The following is a 12,947-nucleotide window of genomic DNA, read 5'->3' as shown; positions in this document are numbered from 1 at the left end:
CTATACTCGATGCGGGTTTGTTCCCTCATAAGAAGGAGACTGTTCGTATGGATCAGCAGACAAAACAACCGTTAGAACCGCGCATGGAAGCGGGCAAGGCCCTGGTGATTGCCGGCGTACAAGGGCGTTATTCAAAGGCCACCGTGGGTGATATCCCCAAGCTTTGGGAGTTGTTCGATACCTGCATCAAGGACATCAAGCAGCGCGTTGGCGGGGTGACGTATGGCGTTTGCCATAACCCCCATCACGGCGAATTCGATTACATGGCCGGTGTTGAAGTCCCGAGCAAAGCCGAAGTGCCGGGCAACTTCGAGTCTATCGAAATTCCGCCGCTCAACTATGCCGTGTTCCCGCATTACGGGCCGGTGCAGGCGCTTGAGCAAACCTACGAGCGCATCATGTTCGAATGGCTGCCCCATTCGGGCTATAAGGTGATGGGCGCGGATTTCGAGCGGTATAGCGCGGATTTTGATGGGCGCAAAGGCACCGGGACGGTGGAGATCTGGTTGCCGGTTGGCGAAAGAGGCTGACGACCGCCTTGCAGAAGCCGGCTAGCCGGCTTCTGCGGGATATCAGTACAACGTATTTCTGACCCGCTCCGGCATCTCCCGGTCATACGCCTCGGCGTCGAACTGCCCATCATTGAGCCGTTTGTGAAACGCCCCCGCTGACGGCAACGCCGAGCGGTCCAACTGTTTCTCTGGGTTCCAGCAATCCGAGCGCACAAACGCCTTGGAACAGTGGAAATACGCGGCCTCCACCTGCACCAGTATCACCGACCGCGCCGGTTTGCCATTCACCGCAAAGCTCTCCAGCAGCGCAGGTTCGATGGAAATCTGCGCCCGGCCATTCACGCGCAAGGTCTCGCCAATCCCCGGGATGATGAACAGCAAGGCAATCCGCGGGTCCTGGATCAGGTTGCGCAAGGTATCCACGCGGTTGTTCCCCGGCCGATCCGGAATCGCCAGGGTGCGCTCATCCACAATCCGCACAAACCCAGGCACATCGCCGCGTGGCGAACCGTCGATGCCGTCCGGCCCGGACGAACTCACCACCACCAACGGCGACGCCCGCACCATGGCCTGGTAGTCCTCGTTGAGAAACGGGATTTCCTTGCGCACGGCGCGCTCGTGGGGGAGGCCGTAGAGGGTGTCGAGTTGTTCGAGGGTTGTCAGCATGCTTACCACATCCTTACCGTTCAAAATACTAACGCCAACCGGCGCTCATACCCAATCCGCCCCTTGTACGCCTCCCCACTGTCCACCCAGCCTGCTGCCAGATACAGCCGCATCGCCGCCACATTGTCCGCGTCCACCGACAACTCCAAGCCCTTGATCTGTGGCCACGCTTGCAATGCCGCCGCCGGCAACGCCTGCAAACACGCCTTGCCGAATCCGCGCCCTTGCTGGTGCCGGTCCACCTGCAATGCATGCAGCGTCGCGCTGTGTTCATGCGCCCAATGGGGCAGGCAAGGTGGGCGTTTGAGCAACAGGAAGGCCACGGGCTGGTCGTCGGCGAGCAGGGCGAAGCCTTTGATCGCGCCGGGATTGGGATTGACCAGCAGGCTGTTCAGCGCACAGTAGATATCACCGGAATACGCCAGTTGCTCGGGATGCACTTGCAGGGTGTCGAGCTGCTGTTTCTGTACAAGGCTCAGCGTCTCATAGGGGACGAGGCGGGTTTCCATGGGGGGGGGGTGCATCCGAAATCCTACAAAGAGGCGGGGATTCTAGCGGGTTTGGCGTCTGTCGGGTCGACCGGAAACCTTGAGCGACGCGAACTATAGTGAGCCCCGTGCGCCCATTGAATCTCTGAACACAACAATACGGCGCCTGGTGTTTACCGACGCGTTTACGCCGGGCTGGATCCCGTCGGGTAAGCCGTTCATGACCGCTGAAGTGACCCTGCAAGAGGTCGACGGCAACAAGACCCTCTACACCGCCCGCGCCATGCACTGGAGCGCTGAAGATAAAAAAGCCCCTGAGGCCATGGGGTTTCATGACGGCTGGGGCCAGAGCCTGGATCGGCTGGTGACGCTGGTCACCGAAGGCATGAGGGATTGAGCTAACGGTAGGCGCTCCCACATTTGATCTTCATTGTCTGGTCGGGATCACTCGAGCATCTTGCCCAACAACCAACTCCCCGCCGGCCCCGGCGGGTGCTGCCGCGACCACAACGCGTCCACCGCCACCGAGCGCGGCCAACTGCGTGCTTTGAGCTCCACCAATTGGCCGCCATCAAAACGCTCCACCAGCCAGCGCGGCAGCGGTGCCCAGCCGAAGCCCAGTTGCGCCATCTCCATCAACATCAAGTAACTCGGCGCCGACCACACGCGGCCGCTGGGGCGGGTTTCAGTCGGGTTGATGATGCTGGCCAGGCGCAGTTCGCGATGCTGCTGCAGCGTGTCGGCGGGGATGTTTTTCAGTTTGGCCAGTGGGTGCCTGGCCGCGACGAACAGTGAGATTTCCGTGCTTTCTGCTACCGGCGCGCCGGTGAGGTCAGGCGGGTAGTTATCCTGTTTTTCAATAAAAGCGAGGTGCGCACGGCCACTTTGCACCAAGGCCATCAAGTCCTCGCACTCAGCGATCAGGCATTCCAGTTCAAGGTCCGGGTAACGCTGCTCAAAGGCGCTGAGCGCGACCTCGAAGCGATCGGACTGGTAAGTATCGGACATGGCGATGGTCAGCTTAGGCTCCAACCCCTGGGCCAGTTGGCTCGCCGCCAGTTCCAAACGACTGCTGGCCTCCAGCACCTGCTCGGCGCGTTGCAGCAACACATGGCCGGCCGGGGTCAGTGTCGGCTTGCGGCTAGTGCGGTCAAACAGCACCACGTCCAAATCAATCTCCAGGCTCGCCACTGCCGCGCTGACGGTGGACTGGCTCTTGCCCAGCTTGCGCGCCGCTGCGGAAAACGAGCCTTGCGTAGCTGCCTGTACGAACGCCTGCAGCACTTCATGGGAGGCCATGACTATCGCCTTGATCGATGGTTATTGGTTATGAAGTATCGAGTCAAAGGGTAAACATGGCAACCCTCGTCACTCACAGAGCGCTGGTTATGAGCCCTACCAAGTCGGTTACTGAACGTGTTTGCCAAGCCATCGGTTTTGAGGGATTGGCATTGTTGATCTGCACCCCATTGCTGGCGTGGATCATGGACAAGCCCGCCCTGGAAATGGGCATGGTCACCCTGGCGATCAGCCTGATCGCGCTGACCTGGAACGTGATCTTCAACGGCCTGTTCGACCGCCTCAAAGCGCGCCTGCAACTGGCCAACACGCCGTGGACGCGGGTGTTGCATGCGTTGCTGTTTGAAGGCGGGCTGATTCTGGTGTGTGTGCCGCTGATCGCGGCGTGGCTGAACATCAGCCTGATCCAGGCGTTCATCCTCGACATAGGTGTACTGCTGTTTTTCCTGCCGTACACCTATGTGTATCACTGGGGCTATGACGTGCTGCGCGAGAAGCTCCTGGGGCTTAAAGAAACATCCCCCCCGAAGCCTCAATGCGCTGACCGGTGATCCAGTTGCTGCCGTCGGCCAGCAAACTCGAAATCGCCCCGCCGATGTCGTCCGGCAAGCCGGCTCGGCCCAGGGCGGTGTTGTTGGCGACCATGGTATTGAGGGCAGCGTTATCGCGCACGGCGCCACCACCGAAGTCGGTTTCAATGGCACCAGGCGCGATGATGTTGACGGTGATACCACGAACGCCCAACTCTTTGGCTTGGTAGCGCGTGAGCACTTCCATCGCACCTTTCATCGACGCGTACGCTGAATAGCCCGGCAGGCTGAACCGCGCTAGGCCGCTGGAGATGTTGAGGATGCGGCCACCGTCGCGGATCAGCGGCAGCAGTTTTTGCGTAAGAAAGAACGGCCCCTTGAAGTGGATAGCCACCAATTGGTCGAACTGCGCTTCAGTGGTGTCGGCAAAGCTGGCGTGGGCGCCGATGCCGGCGTTGTTGACCAGAAAGTTGAAGTGATCCTGTGCGAAAACCGCCTTGAGCACATCGCCGACGCTGCCAACAAACTCATTGAAGCTCGCACTTTGGCTGACATCCAGTTGCAGCATCGCCGCGCGGCCACCCAATTGTTCGATCTGCGCGACCACGGCCTGCGCCTCGTCGGCCTTGCTGTGGTAAGTGCCGATGATATCGACGCCTTGCGCCGCCAGGTGCAGTGCGGCGCTTTTGCCCAGGCCACGGCTGGCGCCGGTGATCAATGCGATTTTACGGGTCATGGTGAAGTCCTCTGAAGTAGTGGTGAGACTGAGTGTATTTGTCCGGTCATAACGTGATAAACAGGGTTAAACCGGAATCACTGGCCGGATAGAGCGAACAATCCCATGAACAAACTTGAGCTGCTGCGCACCTTCGTGCGCGTCACCGAACTGTCGAGTTTTACCCAGGCAGGCGAGAGCCTGGGCCTGCCGCGTTCAACCGTTTCCGAGCATGTGCAGGCGCTGGAGGAACTGCTCGGCGCTCGCCTGCTGCAACGCACCACGCGCAAGGTCCAGGCGACCCAGGACGGCCGCGTGTTGTATGAGCGCAGCAAGGATTTGTTGTCGCACATGGAGGAACTGGAAGGGCTGTTTCGCCAGGACGAAGCGCAGCTGAGCGGGCGTATTCGTGTGGACATGCCCAACGTGATGGCGCGGGAATTGATCCTGCCGCAACTGCCGGCATTCATGGACGCGCACCCGCTGATCGAGCTGGAAATCAGCACCACCGACCGTCAGGTCGACCTGCTCGCGGAAGGCTTTGATTGCGTGCTGCGCGTCGGCGCACAACCGGACCAGACCGTAGTGGCACGCTTGCTGTGCAACCTGCCGATGATCAACTGCGCGAGCGCGGCGTACTTGCAACGTTACGGCGTGCCCGAGACCCTGGCCGACCTCGCGCAGCATCAGTTGGTGCATTACGTGCGGCCGTTGGGCTCACGCTCGGCGGGCTTTGAATACGTGCAGGGCAACAAGGTGCAGCGCGTTCCCATGGCCGGGCGGGTGACGGTCAACAGCACCGATGCGTACAGGGCGGCGTGCCTCGGCGGCTTCGGCATTACCCAGGTACCGGCGCTGGGCATTCGTGACCTGCTGGACAGCGGTGAGTTGGTGGCGCTATTGCCGGACTACCCGGCACCCCCGCTGGATGTCTCGCTGCTTTACGCCGGCCAGCGACATTTGCCGCAGCGTGTACGGGTATTCATGGACTGGCTTGCCGCCACCTTGCAAGCCCGGCTTTAGCGTCGTGCCGACAACTGCTGCGGCGCCAGGAACGCGTCGTGGAAGTAATCGCGCACCGCCTGCATCGCCGGGGTAAACGCACGCTCACGGTGCCAGGCCAGGCCGACGCTCATGGGCGTTACCGGGTCGGTGACGGTCAGGGTTTCGATGCGTTTGCCTTCCAGTGACCAAGGCCTGTGCACCAAATCTGACAGGATCGCCACACCGCTGCCATTGGCAACCATGCTGCGCACCGCCTCCACCGAACTGGTGCGCAGCCGCACCCCTGGCGTTTGCCCGGCCTGTTCCCAGTAGCGCATGGCGCTGTGTTCGGCCTCGTCGACGGTGAGCAGGATGTAGGGTTCCTGGGCCACATCCGCCAAGCTCACGGCGCCGCGTTCGCACAGGGGGTGATGGCTGGGCAGCCACAGGCGACGTTCCGAATTGAACAGGATTTCCGAGACGATATCCGGGTGGGTGAGGTTGGCGGTGAGCACCACCGCCATGTCGAACTGGCCGTCGAGCAAACCTTGTTCGATGGCTTGGCGCTCCTGTTCAAAGACCTCGATGGTCACGTCCGGGTGCCAGTGTTCCATGCGCTGCAGGTGGTGGGGCAGGAAGTAGCCGAGCACCGTGTAGCTGGCCGCCAGGCGCAACACGCCACTGGCGCGGTAGTCGGGCAACGGGCTGTTCAACGCATCATCGACACTGCGCACAATCACATAGGCGCGGTTGAGAAAGTGCCGGCCGGCGTCGGTCAGGTTCATGCCCTGGGCCGAGCGCACGAACAGTTGCACACCCAGCATGGCCTCCAATTCCTTGATCGCCGTGGTCACTGCCGATTGGGAGATATTCAGGTGAATCGCCGCCTGGGAAATCTGGCCAATCTCAGCCGTGGCGACGAAATAGCGGACTTGGCGCAAGGTCAGGGACATCTGCCTCTCCAAAACGTAGGGCTATCTGATTTTCAGAAGATGGGTCATCTGATAATAGATCTTCCCAAGGGGTCAAGCGGCAGCCTACTTTCCAACATCACCTTTTGGCGGAGCGACCCTGATGCAGGCAGTGGATTTCAACTCAGACATGGGCGAAGGCTTCGGCCCTTGGACCATTGGCGACGGCGTCGACGCGGAGCTGATGGCTTATATCAGCTCGGCCAATATCGCCACCGGCTTTCACGCCGGTGACCCAGGCACCATGCGCCGTACCGTCGAGCGTGCCAAGCAACTGGGCGTCGCTATCGGTGCGCACCCTGGCTTCCGTGATTTGGTCGGCTTCGGCCGGCGCCACATCAACGCGCCGGCCCAGGAGCTGGTGGACGACATGCTCTATCAGCTCGGCGCGCTGCGTGAAATCGCGCGCGCCCAGGGCATGACCCTGCAACACATCAAACCCCATGGCGCGCTGTACATGCACCTCGCCCGCGACGAAGAAGCCGCGCGGCTGCTGGTGCAAAACCTGCAAATCATCGAGCCGACGTTGCTGCTGTACTGCATGCCCAACTCAGTGATCTGGCGCGTCGCCCAGGAACTCGGGCAGCCGGTGGTGCGCGAGTTTTATGCCGACCGTGAGTACGATCTGACGGGCTCCATCGTGTTTACGCGCAATGTGCGGGCGCTGGATCCGGCGACCGTGGCGGCGCGAGTCCTGCGTGCGTGTCAGACCGGTCTGGTGCGCACCGTAGAAGGCGAAGACTTGTTTATCGAATTCGATTCCATCTGCCTGCACAGCGACACGCCCGGCGCGCTTGAACTGGTGGAGGCGACCCGCGAAGCCCTGGACCAAGCGGGCATCACCGTCAAAACACCTCAATAAGATCGAAACATCATTTTTTTTCGCCTGCCTTTCTACAATGATTCCAAGAGGAACAGACATGGCTGAAACGTCCCCCATCCGCTACAGCTTCGGCGGTGATGAACACCTGTTTGCCGAGGTCAGCGAGAGTATGTCGCTGGAGGCCTTTTTCAAAGGCATGGCCGTGACGCGTGCGGTGGAGCGCCTGGCGCTGGAGGGCGTGCTGGACGTGTGCCTGGCCAACGCATCGTTCCAGATTCGCTTCGACCCCGACCGCATCGCGCCCCATGTATTGCTCGATGCGGTGCAGACCGCCGAAGCCCAGGCCGTGGCCGAACGCACCCTGCACACGCGCATCATTGAAATTCCGGTGCTCTACAACGACCCCTGGACCCATGAAACCCTGATGCGCTTTCGCGACCGCCACCAAGACCCCAGCGGCACCGACCTTGAGTACGCGGCGCGTATCAATGGCCTGGCCGATGTGGATGCGTTTATCGCCGCCCACAGTGGCGCGCCGTGGTTTGTGTCGATGGTCGGCTTTGTCGCGGGCTTGCCGTTCATGTTCCAGATGGTCGAGCGCGAGCGTCAATTGCAGGTGCCCAAGTACCTGCGGCCGCGCACCGACACACCCAAATTGACCCTCGGCCATGGTGGCTGTTTCGGCTGCATCTACTCGGTACGCGGCGCAGGTGGCTACCAGATGTTCGGCGTGACCCCGGCGCCGATCTACGACCCGGCGCAGCAATTGGCGTACCTCAAGGAACACATGGTGTTCTTCCGTCCCGGCGATATCGTGCAGTTCAAACCGATGGACCGTGACGCCTACGACCTGGCGGTGGCCGAAGTGGACGCAGGACATTTCGACCTGCGCATCCGCCCGGTGGAATTTTCCCTCGACGCCTTTCTCGCCGACCCCATGGGTTATCCGAAATCCCTGCAGGAGGCGCTGGCATGATCAAGGTGCTCAAACCCGGCCTCGCCACCTCCGTGCAGGACCTTGGCCGCGAAGGTTATTACCACTTGGGCATCCCGCCGTCGGGTGCGTTGGACCAATATGCATTGAGCGCAGCCAATCACCTGGTGGGCAATCCGGTCGGCGCGGCGGGGTTGGAATGCACGCTGATAGGCCCCGAACTGGCGTTTCAACAGGACGCGTTGGTGGCACTCAGCGGTGCCTTGATGTCGCCGCGCCTGGACGGTGAAGTCGTGCACCAGGACACCGCGTTCCAGGTGCGCGCCGGGCAGGTTTTACGCTTTGAATTTCCCAAGGCCGGCGCGCGGACGTATCTCGCGGTGGCCGGTGGTATTGACGTGCCGTTGGTGCTCGGCAGTCGTTCGACTTACACCCTCGGCGCACTCGGCGGGTTTCACGGTCGGCGCTTGCAGGAAGGCGACGAATTGCCCATCGGTGACGCCAGTGGTACGGGCCGTGCGGGCGACAGTTTACCGATGGCGTTGCGCCGTTCGGTGGGCGGTGATGTGACCCTGCGCGTGGTGCCGGGGCTGTATTACGAGCGGCTGACAGATGCGGCCAAAAACAGCTTTTTTGCCGAGCCCTGGACAGTGGGTTCCGAAGCCGACCGCATCGGCTATCGCTTCAAAGGCGGCAGTGCGCTGAGCTTTCAGCCACGGGAGCAGCCGTTTGGCGCGGGCTCCGATCCTTCTAATATCGTCGACAGTTGCTACCCGATCGGCTCGATCCAGGTGCCGGCCGGGTTGGAGCCGATCGTGTTGCATCGGGACGCGGTGTCGGGCGGTGGGTACGCGATGATTGGCACGGTGATCAGTGCCGATCTGGACTTGATCGGGCAGATGCAGCCGAACCAGCGGGCGGGGTTTGTGGCGGTGACGCTGGAGGAAGCACTGGAGGCGCGGCGGGTGTACAAGAAACGCGTCAAAGCGATGACTGGACTCTTCAACAACTGAATACCTGCAAAACCACTGTGGGAGCTGGCTTGCCTGCGATGGCGATCTTTCAGTCAACAAATGTGTTGAATGTTAATCCGCTATCGCAGGCAAGCCAGCTCCCACATTTTTGCTCTGAGTTGTGTCAGAAGAGTTTGGTGAACAGCCAGTAGAGGCTGCCCGAAAGAAGAATGGCCGCGGGCAATGTGAGCACCCACGCCATCAGCAAATTACGGATAGTGCGCATCTGCAACCCACCGCCATTCGCCACCATGGTCCCTGCCACACCCGACGACAGCACATGCGTGGTCGACACCGGCAACCCGTACATGTCCGCCGCGCCGATGGTCAGCATCGCCACCATCTCGGCCGAGGCGCCTTGAGCATACGTCAGGTGCGTCTTGCCGATCTTCTCGCCGACTGTCACCACGATGCGCTTCCAGCCCACCATGGTGCCCAGGCCCAGGGCGATGGCCACGGCGATTTTCACCCACAGCGGAATGAAGCGTGTGGAACTGTCGATCTGTTGCTTGAACAGTTGCAGCTTGCCCTGGGTGTCGGCGTCGAAATTGCCGACCTTGCCCTTGTCCATCAGGCGAATGGTTTCGCTGGTCAGGTACATGTCGTTACGTACGTTGCCGACGGCTTCGGCGGGCACTTTGGCCAGGGAACCGTAGCCTTTGACTTCATCCCCGATCTGCCCGGCGAGCGCGGCGAGGGCGGGCACCAGTTCCGGCGTGGCTTCCTTGGTGCGCACGTAGGTCGAGAGGATCGGACGCGGGTCGCCTGTCAGCGCTTGCGGCGCGCTTTTTACCAGGGCGACCTGGGTGACTTCGGCCACGGCCGCGAACTGCAACGACTGCTCGGCGGGCATCGCCCGGTTCAGCGCGTAGGCCATCGGCAGCGTGCCGACCAGAATCAACATGATCAGGCCCATGCCTTTCTGCCCATCGTTGGAACCGTGAGCGAAGGAGACGCCGGTGCAGGTGGCGATCAGCATGCCGCGGATCCACCACGGCGGTGGCGTGTCGCCTTTCGGCGCCTTGTACAGCGCGCGGTTCTTGACGAAGGCGCGCAGGGCCAGCAACAGCATCGCCGCAAACGCAAAGCCGATCAGCGGCGAGAGCAGCAAGGCGTAACCGATCTTGATCGCCTGGCTCCAGTCCACACCGCTGGTGCCGTCACGCCCGTGCATCAAGGCATTCGCCACGCCAACGCCGATGATCGAGCCAATCAGCGTGTGGGAAGACGACGCCGGCAACCCCAGCCACCACGTGCCGAGGTTCCACAGGATGGCGGCGATCAACAGCGCGAAGATCATCGCAAAACCGGCTGATGAGCCCACCTGCAAAATCAGCTCGACCGGCAGCAGCGCAATGATGCCAAACGCCACCGCACCGCTGGAAAGCAGCACGCCGAGGAAGTTGAAAAAGCCCGACCACACCACCGCAAAATGGGGCGGCAGCGAGTTGGTGTAGATCACCGTCGCCACCGCGTTGGCGGTGTCGTGGAAGCCGTTGACGAACTCGAACCCCAGGGCAATCAACAGCGCTACGCCCAATAGCAGGAACGGTGTCCAGGTGGTGAGTTGCGCGCCCATTTCGTGCATGTCATGCATCAGGCTGTAGGCGGTAAACAACAGGCCCATGGCGAGTACGGCGAAGAAGATGATCACCGTCACCAGGCTGGGTTTCTTGTCCAGCCTGGGTTTGGGGTCTGCAACTGAGGTGTGGGTGGAGGCAGTCAAGGAAGGGGTGGCCATGCCGGAGCATCCAGTGTTGTGAGGATGCCGTTCATAGTCATTGCAGAATGTTACAGAGATGCTGCCGCAGGTCAGTGTTTAGGGAATTGGATTTGCCGCCGGTCCATAAAGCACCGCAGCTCCCACGGTTGATCTCATTTCAGCTTGAGAATTTGCGGAATGCCCAGCGTCCGGCGATTAACGTGAAGGTCGCCACCAACGCCACTAATATCCAAAACCCCTCCGGATCCTGTGAAAGCGGCACGCCCCCGACGTTCATCCCAAAAAAACCGGCGATGATATTGATCGGCAATGCCAGCACCGTCACCACGGTGAGAGTGAACAACGTGCGGTTGCTTTGCTCGTTGAGGTTGGCCGCGATCTCTTCCTGCAACAGCTTGATGCGTTCGCCCAGGGCCATCAGGTCGTTGATGATCAGCGCAAACTCCTCGGTGGACTTGCGCAATTCCTTCACGTCTTCCTTTTGCAGCCACTGCGGCGGGCGATTCAGCAGGCGCAGCAGCGAGCCCGGCTCCAGCGCCAGCAGGCGTTGCAGGCGCACCAGCACCCGGCGCGCGGCACCCAGTTCGGCGCGGTTGGTGGACAAGCGCGAGGACAGCAACTGGTCTTCGATATGGTCGACGCTGATGCTGGTCTTGCGCACGATCTGCGTCAGTACTTCACCCTGGTCGCGCAGCAGGTGCACCAGCAGGGCCAGCGGTGAGCGAAAGCGCTCACCGGCTTTCACCGATGAGCGCAACTTGTCCACCGAGTGCAGCGGTTGCAGGCGCGCACTGATCAACAGACGGCTGCGGGCGCAGACCCAGAGCGTGGAAATATCCGACGACACCATGCTGCTGAAGTTGAACACCACGTCGTTGACCACGGCCAGCAAGGCCGAGTCGACATGTTCGATACGCGTGGAGCGCGAACCTTCATGCAGGGCTTCGAAGAACTCTTCCGGCAGGTCCAGGTGTGCCTGCATCCAGCGTTCGCACGCCGCGTGGGCCAGGTTCAGGTGCAGCCACAAAAACTCTTCCGGGTCGGCCGGTTGCTGCAGGGCCTGAAGCGCCGTGGCCGAATCTATCTGCTCGCCCTTCTCACCGGGCCGAAAACGGAAACCGTAGAGCAAGCCAAACAGATCGGGATCCTGGTGGCTGTGATCAATGCTGTGGTTCATGGAGGCTCGCAGAGAAATGGCCTGTAGGACGTTTCACAGGTCGCGTGGGCGATCATTGCAAGGGGAAATGACAGTTTTGTGACGATTCTGGAATTATTTCGTTGCGGTGACATTTATTTGACCGTTTGTCAGCAACCGTTCAAGAAGCCTCTAGCTCGGCCGATTCAGGGCGTTATGAACCGCTGTGGATGGGCGGTGCTTTAACAACAAGGACGTTAGGCGTGCACGCACCAATTCCTTGTATCGAGGCTTTTCCCCGATGAATGTTTTGCGAACCTCCTTGAGAGCACAAATCCTGTCGCTGCTCGGTGGCAGCCTGTTGGCGATCTTGCTGATCGCCCTGGCGTGTTTCAACTTCCTGTCCAACGGGGTGCAGAGTTATCGCAGTTTGATTGATGGGCCGTTACTGACTTCACAGATGATTGACGAGGCCAACCTGCAATTCAAAGTGCAGGTGCAGGAATGGAAAAACGTCCTGCTACGCGGCAAGCAGCCTCAGGACATGGAGAAATATTGGGGCCAGTTCCAGGACCGCCAGCGCGATGTGCAAGGCATCCTCACGCGGCTGGTCACCCAGACCATCGGCGACCCGACCCTGAGCCGGCGTATCGAAACCCTGCGCCAGGAACACGTGCAACTCGGCGTGGCCTACCAGAAGGGCCGCGATGCCTACGTAGCCGCGGGCGGCGATGCAACCGCTGGCGACACGGCGGTCAAGGGCGTGGACCGCGCTGCCAGCGAGCAGATGAGTGCACTGGTCAACGACCTGCGTGCGCAAGGCAGCCAACAATCCAAAGCCATCAGCGCCTACGCTGAGCGCACCGTGTTGGTGGGCCTGGCGGTTATGTTGCTGTCCGGTGTGTTGATCGGTCTGTTCAGCCTGTGGTTGATCAACCGTAACCTGATCCTGCCGATCCGCAGCCTGATCGATTACGTGACGCAACTGAGCCACGGTCGCTTCGCCGAGCGCGTGGCCAGCCGTCGCCAGGATGAGCTGGGCCATCTGGCCGCAGCGGCGAATACCTTGCGCGATTTTCTTGCCGAAACGTTCAGCCGCCTGCAGCGCAGCGCCACCGACCTGGTCAGTTCCAGCGGCGAGTTGAATGCTATCG

Annotated in this window: 13 protein-coding genes and 2 pseudogenes; 8 read left to right on the top strand and 7 right to left on the bottom strand. The window is 61.0% G+C overall.

Annotated elements, in window-relative coordinates:
• Window positions 1–47 precede the first annotated feature (47 nt).
• The gene (locus tag HU722_RS22975; RefSeq protein ID WP_049711832.1) at window positions 48–530 is read left to right on the top strand and encodes a GyrI-like domain-containing protein; all 483 of its coding nucleotides are present in this window, start codon (window positions 48–50) and stop codon (window positions 528–530) included.
• Window positions 531–572: 42 nt separating this feature from the next.
• Here the strand turns inward: HU722_RS22975 and HU722_RS22970 are convergent, their stop codons facing one another.
• Both HU722_RS22970 and HU722_RS22965 read right to left on the bottom strand, forming a co-directional pair.
• Window positions 573–1,178, bottom strand: coding sequence for a pyridoxamine 5'-phosphate oxidase family protein (locus HU722_RS22970; protein WP_065875381.1), 606 nt, complete (start codon window positions 1,176–1,178; stop codon window positions 573–575).
• Between the two features lie 20 nt (window positions 1,179–1,198).
• Window positions 1,199–1,687: a GNAT family N-acetyltransferase gene (locus HU722_RS22965; RefSeq protein ID WP_065889882.1), complete on the bottom strand. Its 489-nt coding sequence runs from the start codon at window positions 1,685–1,687 to the stop codon at window positions 1,199–1,201.
• 139 nt (window positions 1,688–1,826) lie between these two features.
• Between HU722_RS22965 and HU722_RS22960 the strand changes: the two are divergent.
• A pseudogene (locus HU722_RS22960) lies at window positions 1,827–2,063 on the top strand (SRPBCC domain-containing protein); the annotation flags it as partial.
• A gap of 47 nt (window positions 2,064–2,110) precedes the next feature.
• Here the strand turns inward: HU722_RS22960 and HU722_RS22955 are convergent.
• Entirely contained in the window at window positions 2,111–2,965 is an 855-nt protein-coding gene (locus HU722_RS22955) for a LysR family transcriptional regulator (RefSeq protein ID WP_065875382.1), read from the bottom strand.
• A gap of 89 nt (window positions 2,966–3,054) precedes the next feature.
• Here HU722_RS22955 and HU722_RS22950 point away from each other — a divergent pair, with 89 nt between their 5' ends.
• Window positions 3,055–3,516 carry a multidrug/biocide efflux PACE transporter gene (locus tag HU722_RS22950; protein WP_065875383.1) on the top strand — a complete coding sequence of 154 codons (462 nt, stop codon included), beginning with the start codon at window positions 3,055–3,057 and terminating at the stop codon, window positions 3,514–3,516.
• Here the strand turns inward: HU722_RS22950 and HU722_RS22945 are convergent.
• The gene (locus HU722_RS22945; protein ID WP_065875384.1) at window positions 3,473–4,231 is read right to left on the bottom strand and encodes an SDR family NAD(P)-dependent oxidoreductase; all 759 of its coding nucleotides are present in this window, start codon (window positions 4,229–4,231) and stop codon (window positions 3,473–3,475) included. The genes HU722_RS22950 and HU722_RS22945 overlap by 44 nt on opposite strands.
• Before the next feature lie 105 nt (window positions 4,232–4,336).
• Between HU722_RS22945 and HU722_RS22940 the strand changes: the two genes are divergently transcribed.
• On the top strand, window positions 4,337–5,233 hold the full coding sequence (locus HU722_RS22940; RefSeq protein ID WP_065875385.1) for a LysR family transcriptional regulator: 897 nt from the start codon (window positions 4,337–4,339) through the stop codon (window positions 5,231–5,233).
• On the opposite strand, the gene HU722_RS22935 is transcribed toward HU722_RS22940, so the two are convergent.
• Entirely contained in the window at window positions 5,230–6,147 is a 918-nt protein-coding gene (locus HU722_RS22935; protein ID WP_065875386.1) for a LysR family transcriptional regulator, read from the bottom strand. The genes HU722_RS22940 and HU722_RS22935 overlap by 4 nt on opposite strands.
• Before the next feature lie 121 nt (window positions 6,148–6,268).
• Here HU722_RS22935 and HU722_RS22930 point away from each other — a divergent pair, with 121 nt between their 5' ends.
• The 3 genes from HU722_RS22930 to HU722_RS22920 are packed head-to-tail and all read left to right on the top strand — an operon-like array spanning window position 6,269 to window position 8,935.
• Window positions 6,269–7,027: a 5-oxoprolinase subunit PxpA gene (locus HU722_RS22930; protein WP_065875387.1), complete on the top strand. Its 759-nt coding sequence runs from the start codon at window positions 6,269–6,271 to the stop codon at window positions 7,025–7,027.
• Window positions 7,028–7,085: 58 nt separating this feature from the next.
• Window positions 7,086–7,964, top strand: coding sequence for a 5-oxoprolinase subunit B family protein (locus tag HU722_RS22925; protein ID WP_065875388.1), 879 nt, complete (start codon window positions 7,086–7,088; stop codon window positions 7,962–7,964).
• Entirely contained in the window at window positions 7,961–8,935 is a 975-nt protein-coding gene (locus tag HU722_RS22920) for a 5-oxoprolinase subunit C family protein (protein WP_065875389.1), read from the top strand. The genes HU722_RS22925 and HU722_RS22920 overlap by 4 nt, the downstream gene beginning before the upstream one ends.
• A gap of 124 nt (window positions 8,936–9,059) precedes the next feature.
• On the opposite strand, the gene HU722_RS22915 is transcribed toward HU722_RS22920, so the two are convergent.
• Together HU722_RS22915 and HU722_RS22910 are read right to left on the bottom strand one after the other, a co-directional pair.
• Window positions 9,060–10,676 carry an inorganic phosphate transporter gene (locus HU722_RS22915; protein WP_065875390.1) on the bottom strand — a complete coding sequence of 539 codons (1,617 nt, stop codon included), beginning with the start codon at window positions 10,674–10,676 and terminating at the stop codon, window positions 9,060–9,062.
• 139 nt (window positions 10,677–10,815) lie between these two features.
• On the bottom strand, window positions 10,816–11,835 hold the full coding sequence (locus HU722_RS22910; protein WP_065875391.1) for a transporter: 1,020 nt from the start codon (window positions 11,833–11,835) through the stop codon (window positions 10,816–10,818).
• Window positions 11,836–12,094: 259 nt separating this feature from the next.
• Between HU722_RS22910 and HU722_RS29320 the strand changes: the two are divergent.
• Window positions 12,095–12,790: pseudogene (locus tag HU722_RS29320) on the top strand (methyl-accepting chemotaxis protein); the annotation flags it as partial.
• Between the last annotated feature and the right edge of the window lie 157 nt (window positions 12,791–12,947).

It is taken from the genome of Pseudomonas tritici (genome assembly GCF_014268275.3).
GTDB classification, from domain to species: domain Bacteria; phylum Pseudomonadota; class Gammaproteobacteria; order Pseudomonadales; family Pseudomonadaceae; genus Aquipseudomonas; species Aquipseudomonas tritici.
Note: the sequence above shows the minus strand (reverse complement) of the source record. Positions and strands in the feature narration are given on the sequence as shown.

What these genes read in the sequence shown, in the direction of transcription:
- HU722_RS22975 (WP_049711832.1), top strand. Translation starts at nt 48, where the DNA reads ATGGATCAGCAGACAAAACAACCGTTAGAACCGCGCATGGAAGCGGGC.
- HU722_RS22970 (WP_065875381.1), bottom strand. Translation starts at nt 1,178, where the DNA reads ATGCTGACAACCCTCGAACAACTCGACACCCTCTACGGCCTCCCCCAC.
- HU722_RS22965 (WP_065889882.1), bottom strand. Translation starts at nt 1,687, where the DNA reads ATGGAAACCCGCCTCGTCCCCTATGAGACGCTGAGCCTTGTACAGAAA.
- HU722_RS22955 (WP_065875382.1), bottom strand. Translation starts at nt 2,965, where the DNA reads ATGGCCTCCCATGAAGTGCTGCAGGCGTTCGTACAGGCAGCTACGCAA.
- HU722_RS22950 (WP_065875383.1), top strand. Translation starts at nt 3,055, where the DNA reads ATGAGCCCTACCAAGTCGGTTACTGAACGTGTTTGCCAAGCCATCGGT.
- HU722_RS22945 (WP_065875384.1), bottom strand. Translation starts at nt 4,231, where the DNA reads ATGACCCGTAAAATCGCATTGATCACCGGCGCCAGCCGTGGCCTGGGC.
- HU722_RS22940 (WP_065875385.1), top strand. Translation starts at nt 4,337, where the DNA reads ATGAACAAACTTGAGCTGCTGCGCACCTTCGTGCGCGTCACCGAACTG.
- HU722_RS22935 (WP_065875386.1), bottom strand. Translation starts at nt 6,147, where the DNA reads ATGTCCCTGACCTTGCGCCAAGTCCGCTATTTCGTCGCCACGGCTGAG.
- HU722_RS22930 (WP_065875387.1), top strand. Translation starts at nt 6,269, where the DNA reads ATGCAGGCAGTGGATTTCAACTCAGACATGGGCGAAGGCTTCGGCCCT.
- HU722_RS22925 (WP_065875388.1), top strand. Translation starts at nt 7,086, where the DNA reads ATGGCTGAAACGTCCCCCATCCGCTACAGCTTCGGCGGTGATGAACAC.
- HU722_RS22920 (WP_065875389.1), top strand. Translation starts at nt 7,961, where the DNA reads ATGATCAAGGTGCTCAAACCCGGCCTCGCCACCTCCGTGCAGGACCTT.
- HU722_RS22915 (WP_065875390.1), bottom strand. Translation starts at nt 10,676, where the DNA reads ATGGCCACCCCTTCCTTGACTGCCTCCACCCACACCTCAGTTGCAGAC.
- HU722_RS22910 (WP_065875391.1), bottom strand. Translation starts at nt 11,835, where the DNA reads ATGAACCACAGCATTGATCACAGCCACCAGGATCCCGATCTGTTTGGC.